At 63.3% G+C, this 11,936-nt stretch carries 10 protein-coding genes and 1 tRNA gene; 6 read left to right on the forward strand and 5 right to left on the reverse strand.

Annotated elements, in window-relative coordinates; genetic code table 11:
* Positions 1-118: 118 nt before the first annotated feature.
* The 5 genes from THITH_RS18580 (at position 119) to selD (ending at position 5,505) form a co-directional block, all read left to right on the forward strand.
* Positions 119-214 (forward strand) — tRNA-Sec (locus tag THITH_RS18580).
* Positions 215-394: 180 nt separating this feature from the next.
* Entirely contained in the window at positions 395-1,294 is a 900-nt protein-coding gene (gene phnD, locus THITH_RS11345) for a phosphate/phosphite/phosphonate ABC transporter substrate-binding protein (protein WP_006747964.1), read from the forward strand.
* Between the two features lie 269 nt (positions 1,295-1,563).
* Entirely contained in the window at positions 1,564-2,436 is an 873-nt protein-coding gene (locus THITH_RS11350; RefSeq protein ID WP_006747963.1) for a phosphonate ABC transporter ATP-binding protein, read from the forward strand.
* Positions 2,433-4,352 carry a PhnE/PtxC family ABC transporter permease gene (locus THITH_RS11355; protein WP_006747962.1) on the forward strand — a complete coding sequence of 640 codons (1,920 nt, stop codon included), beginning with the start codon at positions 2,433-2,435 and terminating at the stop codon, positions 4,350-4,352. Before THITH_RS11350 ends, THITH_RS11355 begins: the two co-directional genes overlap by 4 nt.
* A 73-nt stretch (positions 4,353-4,425) precedes the next feature.
* Entirely contained in the window at positions 4,426-5,505 is a 1,080-nt protein-coding gene (selD, locus tag THITH_RS11360) for a selenide, water dikinase SelD (RefSeq protein ID WP_006747961.1), read from the forward strand.
* A 315-nt stretch (positions 5,506-5,820) separates the two neighbouring features.
* Here the strand turns inward: selD and THITH_RS11365 are convergent, their stop codons facing one another.
* Together THITH_RS11365 and THITH_RS11370 are read right to left on the reverse strand one after the other, a co-directional pair.
* Entirely contained in the window at positions 5,821-6,249 is a 429-nt protein-coding gene (locus THITH_RS11365; RefSeq protein ID WP_006747960.1) for a type II toxin-antitoxin system VapC family toxin, read from the reverse strand.
* Positions 6,249-6,503 (reverse strand): type II toxin-antitoxin system Phd/YefM family antitoxin, encoded by a 255-nt coding sequence (locus tag THITH_RS11370; RefSeq protein ID WP_006747959.1) that lies wholly within the window; start codon positions 6,501-6,503, stop codon positions 6,249-6,251. Before THITH_RS11370 ends, THITH_RS11365 begins: the two co-directional genes overlap by 1 nt.
* A 189-nt stretch (positions 6,504-6,692) precedes the next feature.
* Here THITH_RS11370 and THITH_RS11375 point away from each other — a divergent pair, with 189 nt between their 5' ends.
* Positions 6,693-7,310 carry an ABC transporter permease gene (locus tag THITH_RS11375; RefSeq protein WP_006747958.1) on the forward strand — a complete coding sequence of 206 codons (618 nt, stop codon included), beginning with the start codon at positions 6,693-6,695 and terminating at the stop codon, positions 7,308-7,310.
* A 559-nt stretch (positions 7,311-7,869) separates the two neighbouring features.
* On the opposite strand, the gene THITH_RS18100 is transcribed toward THITH_RS11375, so the two are convergent.
* From THITH_RS18100 to THITH_RS11390, 3 genes are all read right to left on the reverse strand, one after another.
* A complete protein-coding gene (locus THITH_RS18100) occupies positions 7,870-8,613 on the reverse strand; it encodes an abortive infection system antitoxin AbiGi family protein (RefSeq protein ID WP_006747957.1) in 744 nt (247 codons plus the stop codon).
* Between the two features lie 159 nt (positions 8,614-8,772).
* Positions 8,773-9,570 carry an abortive infection family protein gene (locus tag THITH_RS11385; RefSeq protein WP_025367512.1) on the reverse strand — a complete coding sequence of 266 codons (798 nt, stop codon included), beginning with the start codon at positions 9,568-9,570 and terminating at the stop codon, positions 8,773-8,775.
* Positions 9,571-9,809: 239 nt separating this feature from the next.
* Positions 9,810-11,651 (reverse strand): GmrSD restriction endonuclease domain-containing protein, encoded by a 1,842-nt coding sequence (locus THITH_RS11390; protein ID WP_006747955.1) that lies wholly within the window; start codon positions 11,649-11,651, stop codon positions 9,810-9,812.
* Between the last annotated feature and the right edge of the window lie 285 nt (positions 11,652-11,936).

Genomic DNA, 11,936 nt, shown 5'->3' on the forward strand with positions numbered 1-11,936 from the left:
GGCGCAGATGTTGGCGCGGACGTGGGACATACCCGCTGCCGCGCGGTTTTTCGGGCCGAACCTGCCCCCGGCAGGTATCGGGTCAGTCGCCCGTGTGGCGCAGGACGTGGTCGGTGAAGGAAGGGCTTCGTGCCCGGTGGTGCGGCCGGTCTTCAAAACCGGTTGGGGCCGTCAGGCGGTCCCGGGTGGGTTCGACTCCCGCGCCCTTCCGCCAACCGATTCTCCCGACCTGGGATGTCCGGGCGGACATCGGTCAGGTCGTCGCCGGTCCGGCGCGAGTGCTTGATCGAACAGCAGCCCGGGAAACCCGATTCGGTCCGTGGATCGCGACCTTGTCTGCAAGGAATTCCCGCGCCTTTCGATTCCCGAGTGAACCACCACCGAGGAGCGACCCATGCAACGATTCCTGACCGTCCTGCTGACTGCCGCTGCCCTGCTCGCCGCCGGCTTTGGAAACGCCAATGCCGATACCCAGCATCCGCAACGCCTGATCATCACCGCGATTCCCGACGACGGCGACGCCGACCGCATGCGCGAGAACTTCGGCGCGCTCGCCGCCCACCTGGGCAACGCAGTCGGCATCCCCACCGAGTACATGCACGTCGAGAACTACGCGGCCAGCGTGACCGCGCTCGCGACCGGACGCGCCCACGTCGCCTGGCTCGGGGCGGTGACCACCGCGCAGGCGATGATGCAGATGGGCGAGGACAACCTCGTCGTTCTCGGCACCCGCGACATCGACAAGGGCTTCGTCACCTACTTCGTCGCGCATCACGGCTCCGGCATCGAACCGGTAGCGAATCTCGGCGAACTGGCGAGTGCTGCGCAGGGCCGGAACTGGACCTTCACCTTCGGCAGCCGCAGCAGCACCTCGAGCCACCTGATGCCGCGCAAGTTCTTCATCGAGCAGGCGGGCCTGCCGCCCGAGCGCGTGTTCCGCACCGTGGCATACAGCGGCAGCCACGATGTGGTGATGCAGATGGTCGCCAACGGCACCTACACGCTCGGCGCGATGAACTACGCGTCCTGGGACAAAGCCAGCGAGGACCTGCAGCAGCACGCCCCGGTGGTCTACAAAACGCCCGAATTCACGAACTACGCGCTGGTCGCCCGGGCTGATCTCGGACCCGAACTGATCAACCAACTGCGCGCCGCCCTGCTCGACACCGACAGCACCCCGGAGGGACGCCAGATCCTCGGCTACCTGAAGGCGGGCGAGTTCATCGAGGCCGACCTGTCCGAGTGGTTCGACTACCGCGACCTGCTGGAGTCCGGAATCGGCGTCGGCGGCTGAGCCAACGCGGAACGGCGGATGACGCTGCGCTCTTCCGCCCTACAGGGCCAAAGTCGTAGGGCGGAAAAGGCCGAAGGCCGTCATCCGCCGCTTCGACGCCGGGGCTGCGATGGGCGCCGAGGCAGCGCGAACGCCGCACGGCGGATGACGCTGCGCTCTTCCGCCCTACAAGGCCAGCGTCGTAGGGCGGAAAAGGCCGAAGGCCGTCATCCGCCGAAAGGCGCCGGGAGTTTCTGAAGCTGCGGTGGCCGGATCGAGGGGTACAGGCGATGCAGAACGTGGACAGCCTTTCCGAAAACCGCGCCGCACCCGGCCCGGAAGACCGGATCGACGTCTTCCGGCTCGACGGGGTCGCGCGCACCTTCGGCGGCCAGCCGGTACTCGCGGACATCGACCTGCGGATCGCGCAGGGCGAGCGGGTCGCGATCATCGGCCCATCCGGGGCCGGCAAGACCACGCTGTTCCGCCTGCTTTCGGCGGTGCTGAAGCCCAGCACGGGCCGGGTGCTCGCGCTGGGACACGACACGCGTCGGCTGCGCGGGCGGGCGCTGCGCCGCCTGCGCCGCGATATCGGCGTGCTCTACCAGAACGACAACCTGATTCCGCATCTGCGCGTGGTGCACAACGTGCTGATGGGGCGGATCGGGAACTGGGGGCTGGCCCGCACGCTGCTCTCGCTGTTCTGGCCGCAGCAACTGCCAGCCGCGCGAGCGGCGCTGCAGGCGGTGGAGCTGCCCGACAAGCTCTGGTCGATGCCCGGCGAACTCTCGGGTGGCCAGCAGCAGCGCGTGGCGATCGCGCGGCTGATCGTGCAGCGGCCGCGGGTGATGCTGGCCGACGAACCGGTCAGCCAGCTCGACATCCGGCTCGGGCGCGAGATCATCGGACTGCTCGCCGGCGTTGCCAGCGAACTCGGCGCAACCCTGCTGGTAAACCTGCACACGCTCGAACTGCTGCACGAGCACTTCGACCGCGTGATCGCGCTGCGCGACGGACGCCTGTTCTGGCAAGGAACGCCGGATGCGATCAGCCGCGACTTGCTGCGCGAGCTCTACGGTGCCGAATACCGGGCGCTGAGCCTCGACGCCGCAATCATGCGCAACCGGCAGGCTTCAGCGCAGCCTATGGAGCCGCCCGGGTGAGCAGCGTTCTGGAGCTGCCGGGTGCAGAACGCTACGCCCGGCGCCGGCCCTGGGGCCACTTCGTCGGCCTGCTGGTGATCGCGCTGCTGGTACTGGCGTCGTTCACCGCCGCCGAATGGGATTTCACTGCACTGATCGACCCGGAGGAACGGGCCCGGGCGCTCGGGCGGATGGGTGACTGGCTGGCCGCCTTCGGTTCGCCGGACTTCAGCAGCGAGTTCCTCGCCCGCAGCTGGGGACTGACGCTGGAAACACTGTCCGCGGCGGTGCTCGGCACCGCGCTCGCGGTGGTCTTCGGCTTCCTGCTTGCGATGGCGTCGTCGCGGGCGGTCGCGGTGGGCGAGGAACATGCGACCGGGTGGCGCCGAAACTTCGCGCTGCGCAGCCCGTCGGCGGCATTGTGTTCGCTCGCCCGGCTGGTGCAGGACGTGCTGCGCGCGGTGCCGGACTTCGTCTGGGCGATCATCCTGGTGGCGCTGATCGGGCTCGGCCCGCTGACCGGCGCGCTGGCGCTGGCGCTGAACATCACCGGCATCCTCGCGAAGGTCTACAGCGAGCTCTGGGACAACGTCGACGAACGCCAGTACGAACAGGTGCGCGCCAGCGGCGCCGGACGCATCAAGGTCTTCTTCTACGGCATCCAGCCGCTCGCGTCGCGGGCGGTGCAGAGCTTCACGCTGATGCGCGCCGAATGCGCGATCCGCAACGCCGCGGTGATCGGTGCCGTCGGCGGCGGCGGACTCGGCGCCGAGATCTGGTACCAGATCCGCTTCGGCGCCTGGGACAAGGTCAGCACCCTGATCCTGTTCACGCTGGCGCTGACGCTGACCGCCGACCTCGCCAGCAACTACATCCGCCGGCAACTGCGCAGCGACCCGAACCACCCGCGCGCGATCAAGGCGCGCTCGGTGTTCGCCGATCTCTCGCGGGCCTGGATCGGCACCGGCTTCGCCGTGCTGATCGTGGTGTGGTCGGTCTGGTTCATGGGCTGGGGTAACACCGCGGGTCCGAACGGCACCGCGAAGAACTTCCTGGAGCCCGCAGGCGAGATCCTGTCCGGCGAAGCCTGGAGCAAGCTCTCGTTCTTCGAGCGCCTGCTGCGCCCGGACCTCGACCTGCCGGCGCTGGGCCTCGGCGACCCGGTCAAGGTCGAGGCCAGGGAAGCCGCCGGGCAGACCGTGTCGCTGTTCAGCGAGTACCCGCCCTGGCAGTTCTACCGGCCGGCTGCCTGGTCCGCGTGGGAACAGCAGCTCGACCAGTGGTTCGTCTGGCGGGTGATCAAGTCGTCGACCGTGCCGCTTGCGATCGCGATCGTCGGCACGCTGCTCGGGGTGCTGGGCGCGATCGCGCTGACCTATCCGCACACCCTCGCCTTCCAGCTCGAGGCCGCGCAGTTCACCGGGGAGACCACGCACCCGCTGGTGCGTGCGATCCGCTTCGTCCAGCTCGTGCTCGCTCGCGCCACGGGGCTGATCTCCCGCGGCGTGCCCGAAGTGATGTGGGCCTTCCTGTTCATCGCCTTCTTCGGCCCCGGGCTGGTCGCCGGGACGATCGCGATCGCGATCCACACGATGGGGGTGCTCGTGCGCGTGTTCAGCGAGAGCGTCGACAACATCCCCTACCGCCGCTTCGAGCAGGGCTTCGCGGGTTCACGCGTCACCTGCTTCGGCATGGTCGCCGCCCCGATTGCCTGGCGCGAGTGGATGACCTACAGCTTCTTCCAGTTTGAGAGCAACGTGCGCACCGCGGTCGTGCTCGGGCTCGTCGGCGTCGGCGGGCTGGGCTTCTATTTCAGCTTCAACTTCGAGTGGTTCCGGTTCGAGAAGGCCAGCACCTACCTGCTGATGATCATCGCGCTGACGATTCTGATCGACCGGATCTCGCGCTGGCTGCAACTTTCGCGGGTGAACCGGTGAGCGACGCCCCTGCGGACCTTCTCCCCTCTCCCTCTCCTAAGAGAGGCTCTGAAAATGTACGAGGTATCGATGCATGAAGACTGACGAGATCACCCATTCCACCCGGCTGACCTCCCTTTCCCACGGAGGCGGCTGCGGCTGCAAGATCGCACCGAATGTGCTGCAGGAAGCACTGTCTGGCATCGTGATGGGGTTCCCGCACGCAGACCTGATCCAGGGCAGTGCGAGCGCGGACGACGCCGCCGTATTCCGAATCAATGACGAACAGGCGCTGGTCGCAACCACTGACTTCTTCATGCCGATCGTCGATGATCCGTACGACTTCGGACGCATCGCCGCGACCAACGCCCTGTCCGACATCTACGCGATGGGCGCGACGCCCACACTGGCGCTGGCGATCGTCGGCATGCCCGTGGACAAGCTTCCGCTCGCCATGATTCGCCGGGTCATGGAAGGCGGTGCAGACGCCTGTCGCGAGGCCGGAATTCCGCTTGCCGGCGGCCACTCGATCGACTCGGTCGAACCCATCTACGGCCTGGCCGCAGTCGGGCTGGTACATCCGGATAGGCTCAAGCGCAACGACCGCGGCCAGCCCGGCGACCGGCTCGTGCTGGGCAAGGCCCTCGGGGTAGGTGTGCTCGGCAGCGGGGTCAAGGAGGGCAAGCTCGACGCCGACGGCTACGAAGCCCTGATCGAGACGACCACCCGTCTCAACCGCCCGGGGGTCGCCTTCGCCGGCATGCCCGGCGTGCACGCGCTGACCGACGTCACCGGCTTCGGCCTGCTGGGCCATCTGCTGGAAATGTGCCGGGGTTCCGGCTTGGGCGCGCGCGTCGACTTCCTCCGCCTGCCATTACTGCACGACGCCGTAACGCTGCTCCAGCAGGGCGTGGGCCCCGGTGCGATCGGGCGCAACTGGCAAAGCTACGGACACGAGGTCAATCTCGACCCGGCACTGCCCGACTGGGCCGGGCGGATCGCCTGCGACCCCCAGACCAGCGGTGGCCTACTCGTGGCCTGTGCTCCCGAGGACACCGCCCGGGTCCTGTCGATTTTCCGTGAAGAGGGATTCACCGACGCGGCGGTGATCGGCGAACTGGTGGCGGGTGCGCCCCGGGTGGCATTGCGATTGGGCCGTGGTGCTCCGGAGTGATTCCGCACGACGGGTGGCAGCAACCAGGCCATCGCGTACCGGACGTCGGCCGGGTACATCGAGGCTGGCGCAGCACAGGGCAACGGCAATGCGGATGGTAAGAACCCTGCACGCGAATGCTGGAACTGTTTCGCGGTATCCCCTACTGTTCTGCAAAGCGACGGAGGCTTGAGACGATCGTGTTGCCCACCGGGGGTTCCGGTCCCCGTCGAGCCGTTCGCCGCGTTCACCGAGAAGTGCCCGTCCAACATGAGCACCCCTGCTTCCGCATCGGAACCTCGATCCGAAGTCGGACGCGGCACGTTGGAGCCGTTCTCAAGGCCCTCGCCAGTGCCATGGGTTCAGCATGCGGACACCCATCGGCTCGAAGTCAGCCGTGTTGCGGGTCACCACCTGCATGCCGTGCACGAGCGCGGTCGCAGCGATCAGGCCATCGCGTATCGGGTGTGGGTCCGGCACATGAAGGCCGGCGCTGCGCAAAGCCACCGTGATATCGACCGGGAGAACCCGGCCGTCGAATGCTGGCAGTACGTGTCCGCTGAACCAGGCGCGCAGCACAGCACCTTGCGCCGCGTCCCGACGTTCGGCAAGCAGGATGCCAACCTCGATCTCCTGAATCGTGATCGCGGACAGATACAGGTCGGCAGCGTCCACGTTGTCGGCCCATGCAGCGACGCAGGAATCGGCCTTTCCCGCACGAACCTTGCGCAACTCCGAGACAACGTTGGTGTCGAGGAGGAACATCAGGACAGATCGGCGGCTCGTGCCACATCGCGCGCCTCGCGTAGTTCCAGATCCACCTCATCGGCACCCGGCATGGCCAGCAGGTCGGCAATCTTGCGCTGTCCGGCCGTCAAACGCCGGTATTCTTCAATGGTCAGCAGGACATGCGCGGGACGGCCGCGGTCGGTGATGAACACTGGACCCTGGCTGGCAGCCCGCTTGGCCTCGCTCGCGCGCTGATTGAACTCGCGGCTGGAGAATGTCGTGACGATCATCCGCAACCCCCGGTTTTAATGTCACTACGTTACTACCCATGACCGTGCCGCACAAGCCGGGGTTCGCAGACGCTCGAACCGTTGCGTGGCGTCTCCTCGAAGCGGGCTCTGCCCAGATTGCTTCTTCCTGAGTAGCGATCTCGTCCATGAAGCCCACGGCAAGAACATCAACGGAATCTCGACGTCAATGTGCAGCTGCCCGAAGCGCTGCAACGCACACCACTATGTACATTCCTGCCTCTGGCCCTGACCCCGGATTCGATCACCGCCGTGCTGGTCGGGCTCGATTCCCGTGCAGCCACCTTCCAGGTGCGGCGCTACGTCAACAACTTCCGGGCGGAACCGCTGCTGGCCATCCTGCCTGGCGTCGCCCTGCACGAACTCTGGTCCCTGATGGGTGTTGCCGAGCATGCGCTGCTGCTGGTCTCCACATTCGTGGTCATCGTGGGCCTGATCGGCATGCTGGCGGTGATGCTCGCCGGCCTGAACGAGCGGCGGCGGGAAATGGCGATCCTGCGCTTCGTGGGGGCCCGCCCGCGCCAGATCTCCCTGCTGCTCGCAAGCGAAACCCTATTCCTGGCGGTCGCCGGGATCGCCATGGGGATGGCGCTGCTGTACCTCTCGCTGTACGTCGCGCAGCCGATCGTTCAGGCGCACTACGGCATTCACCTCGCGATCGCCCCACCGGGCACCCACGAAACTCTGCTGCTGTCGCTGTTCCTGGCCGCGGCCTTCGCCGTGAGCCTGATCCCGGCCCTTCGGGCGTACCGCACGGCGTTGGCCGATGGACTCGTTCCGAAGATCTAGTGAACATTACCCCCGCGAATCGGGAATGACATCACGGGTGGTTGGCCCTGTCACCCCTGCCTGCAGTTGCCAACCGCGGACCCACCAGACAGGGAGCCCAGCTCCCCCGCCCCGTGTCCAGCCGCCAACGGATCCGATGCAGTTGCGCGCAGAATACGCCGCAACGACCCTTCGAGTTCCCGGATCGGACACTCGAACCCGAGAGAGCGGCAGATCCCCGGAATGCCGGCGTACGGAAGGCGCTGGACGTCGAGCGAAGCCGGACGGTCCAGCGTGTCCCGACGGTAGTGCCTCGCCCGTCCCCAGTGACCGCCCGCCTCTGGTCGGCTTGGGATCTCCATGGCCGGTAGTGGCAGTAGTCGGCCCTTAGCGGTCGTCCCCGGATGCTCCACCAGGGGCCGCTTACCCTCAAACTGCTGAAACTGATCCGATTAGATAGATCTAACCCTCTCCGTATCCCAGAATACACCCGAAGTCCTAAGCAGGCGAGCACCCAGCTTATCCGCCGGCTTCAAATCGGCAGCGCAGAAGCCGACCGGGTTGAAGCTGTTTCTAGCTGTTATGCGGATTCTACGAACTCCCATGAGATTAGATTTACGGATTCAGCGCCCAAGTCTCCCAGCGCCTTGCGAATCTTTTGCAACTGTTCGGCCGGAGCAACTACCGCTTCAACATCTTCATACCCAAACTCGAAGTCTCCAATGCTTCTCCACTCCCGCTCGCGGTAATAGGTATTTTCTGGCGCCGGGTCGAAATCAGTGATTTTGACGAAGCTCGAGTAAAACCCGCTGATCTGCTGCTTGTCAGCAACTTCGACCTCTTCTGGATTAAGGGCGGCCTGAGCGAGAAGCCGCATTCCCTGAGCTTCGCTCCAGCCACCCGATCCACTAAGCATATTTCGCCCCATCTCCTCAAGCTTCCGGTTTGGTATCGAATCGCGAATCATGGGGAGTGCCTGCTTCGGCAGGTAAAGCACGGGCACAAACTGCCTCTGCACCGGCTTAGGTCTAAATCCGATCGCGACCTTACCGTAGTATGGGGAATGACTTGGAAGGTCTTTAAATGGAATATCGGTAACACAGCAGAATGGCAGAGTTACAACGCCTTCTACTATCTTTTCAGTGCATGTCGCGAGAAGTTTCTTTGACTCCAGTATTTTAATGACGGTTTCCGCTGCCTTCTCGCCATCCGAGACAACTCCTTGGTCAAGGATGTCCTTCGGACACCTTGCAACAAACCAATCGACACCCTCGGGTGAGCCGGTAAAATGCCAATAAATGTTCGAGTAGTAACGTTGAGACATGGTCGATTCTTTTTTGACGGGCTAACTCAAAGCTAAGCGTCGATTGTTGCGGAGCGCGATTTGCGAAATAGTCGCGAAGCTATGGGCAAATGCCGTGGAGTACCAGGCGTCCGAGCGAGCGTAAGAACCCGGCTTAAACGCCTCGTTGGGCGTACCTCTTCAGAACGGGACATCCTCGACCTTCGTCGGCCGCCGCGAGTTTGACTCGCTCTCACCCTCGATTGCCTCGATGAACTTCAGGGAGCTGGCCACATGGGAGACGATCAGGAGGCTCTCATTGTAGGTCAGTATGTCGTTATCGTGCGCAAGGCTTTGATCGTTTCGAACACGGTTGAACGCCTCCATCACCGAAATGCTTGACTTCAAGATCCGCTCTGTCATGTCCGACTCGATGAGCCCCGCTCCCCTCAGCGCCTTCACGTACTCTCCAACAAGGCTGTGTAGGGGCTTGTCGCGCGACGTGTCGATTCCCCTCTTGGAGCAGAGTAGCCGAAAGTGCTTCACCACAAACGTGTGAAGGCGGTCGAGGGCCAACTCTGGTTCGTTCCGGTCGATCGCGTCCCTAACTGAGCGGACCAACGCATCGAGCGTTCGATCAGCGATGGCTGGAGAGACCGCTCCTATGTCGGGCACCGGTGCACCCTCGAGCAATCTTCTTACGATGGGAAGGCACTGTTCTCGAGGCGGATCTGATCTCCCCGCGTACTCGTACCACTGCCTGAACAAGAGATCCAGAACGCGCCCCACCGTGTGATTGGGTTCCGCCGTCCAGAACGCACGCATGCGGTTGGCCTTCGAGCCGGACCCGAGTTCGTACTTCGCGTCGTATATGTCGATTCCGAAGTTATCGAAGAAGAAATCCTCGAAGGTACGGTTCGAGAAGTTGAGCACGTACCCACCCGTCATGCCGAGTGCCAGCTCAAGTTTACGCTTCTCGATACTCGTTAGGTCCGACACAGATCTCTCTCGTTTCCGCCACGCATAAAGTTCAATGACCAGAACCTGTAACATGGATGATAGGCAGATTCTGTAAAGCACGGTCCGCGGCCCCGCTGCCCCAATCCGTCACCGTGTCCGGCTTGCCCGAGGGTCAACGCGCTGAGTCCTCACGTAGGGCCAATGGATTTCGAGGCGCTGGTCGGCGTCCATCCTGATGTCCCCCGATGACTCAAGGTGTCCGAAATATTGCGCTCCGCTTATCCTTGCTCAGCGGCCGTGCGGTCCATCCGCGGAAACTTTTCTGGGGCCGCCGCACTGCCTTCCGCGGAACCGTTTGGTTCGGCTCGCGTGTCGATTACCTCAAAGGGGATCGCCCCGAGACGCTCTCTGAGTCGCGCGAGGATCAACTGGAGCCGCGCATCAACAAAGGTGTCAAGGGCATTGTCTGGCATCTGCTCTGCTAGCGCCCATTCAACAATCACGTCAGGCAGGAAATGCGTGCGTTGGACATCGCCGAACCCAGGGCCGAGATAGTCACGCAGATACTCAAGCGGATTGCGGTTGCTAATCCGTAGATTCGTGATTTGAGTGAGGTAGGCGATGTTAAGCAGGCTGTTGGCGTACCTTGCGTGTTTGTCGAGATGTTTCTCGCAGAAATCGAGCGGGAAAACATGGTGCAGGTTTGGATGGTCAGTGAGCATGTAGTAGACCTGCGTCAGCACGGACCGATCCGCATGGGCCCAGTCGCGCGGATCCTGACTCGCGTAGAGCGCAAGGATGGCTCGGGAGAGCCGCCCGCGGGTACTGTAGCTAACCCGTCTCAGTCGCTCTTGGTCGACCAGGAATCGGTCGAACTTGAATTCGCCACCGTCCCGCGCCTCGTTCAACCGTTGCACGTGGTCCCGAAGGTGTGTTGTGTTGCTAAGCAGATCCTCGTTGTGAAAGCTGTAGTACCAAAAGTAGCGCTTGAGAAGTGAGTAATCAGGGCTGTTGTTCCGGAAGAAGTAGGACGCGAGCGACATGTAGAAGTAGCGATAGGGGACGAGAGCCGGACCGGGCAAGCGCAGATGGTTGTCGAGAAAGTCGAAGACTTTTCGGATGGCCTTGGTTCCCTCCCCCCAGACCATTTCCAGGTGCTCGGTTCGGAGCACGCTGAGATAGCGGTCTGTGATGTTTTGCACACCAGCCTCCGGCGCACTTTCGCGCACGAGAACTGCTAACATCTGAAGCAATGTCATGTCGTCGACGGCGGCAAAACGGCTCCCCGCGAGGTCTAACTCATGGCGGAAATGCTCGAACAAGCCTCGGAGGTAGAAACCGCTAACATCCTCGCCGCGAGGCCTAAATGTCTTGGCGACGACGATGTCGAATATGCTCAGCGGCTGCCCAGCCTGGTTGATCCGCTCGAAGATCTGGCAGACTTCGCTAACTTCAATTCCGCGTAGCTCGATGAAGGACAGCTTGTAGTTGTCGAACACCTGCTTGAGGCTGCGCAGTTGCGCGCGTGCAGGGTTGTCATAGTCGACACAGCCTGCGTTCACGAGGCCGCGCTCCAGGTCCGCATAGCGGTGAGCGATGTCCTCCAGCTTAACGATGAGGCCGCCGTCATACCGCTTCTTCCGACCCACATTCCGAAGAAGCTGCCCTTCGCGGTCATCAATCTCGTCCCAAAACAAGAACCGCTCTCGCCACGACGAGTCCTCGACCTCGTCTGCTCCTTCGACCGTGAGATCGACATACAGGTGTGGATCCCGGTGTTCCTGCCCCTTGATGCTCCCGCCGTACATGGACGTGAGCAAGGCCGTTGTCCGTTGCTGCCCGTCGAGCAGATACTGGAATTCCCCGCTGGCGGGCTCGCTCTGCAATTGGTGACCACCGATCTCGCGATGGTTCTGCAAGCGGATGTCTGTCCGCCAGACGAGGATGCTCCCGAGCGGGTAGAATTTATAAATGCTATCCCACAGCCCCTTCACGCGATCCCGATCCCACACCACATTACGCTGAAATGTCGGGATCTGGTACTGCCCGCGACGCAGGCTTTCGAGGTAGGTCGCGATGCCATAGGAATCGGGCTTAATCCGGTCGACTTGCGAGTTCACCGACTGCTGTCTCCTTCAATATTTGGTTCTTGGCTGGCCCGCCGAACAGATTAGCCGTTTATCCGGCGCGCGCAGCATGACGGATAAAACCCTTGTTGGCTGCGGCCGCCTATGGGTTGGCGCACACGTTCATGATTGAAAACCCCATTTAGCGAGCGCCGCAATACTGGGTCCAAAGCATCCGAGGTCCGACGCGAAAGCAGTCTTTGCGGTCGGGCGAGATCACGGCCATCTTCGCTGAAGGCTCCGCTTTCTTACAGTAGCCCGGTTTTCCGAGCAGATCCA

The organism is Thioalkalivibrio paradoxus ARh 1 (genome assembly GCF_000227685.2).
Lineage (GTDB): Bacteria > Pseudomonadota > Gammaproteobacteria > Ectothiorhodospirales > Ectothiorhodospiraceae > Thioalkalivibrio > Thioalkalivibrio paradoxus.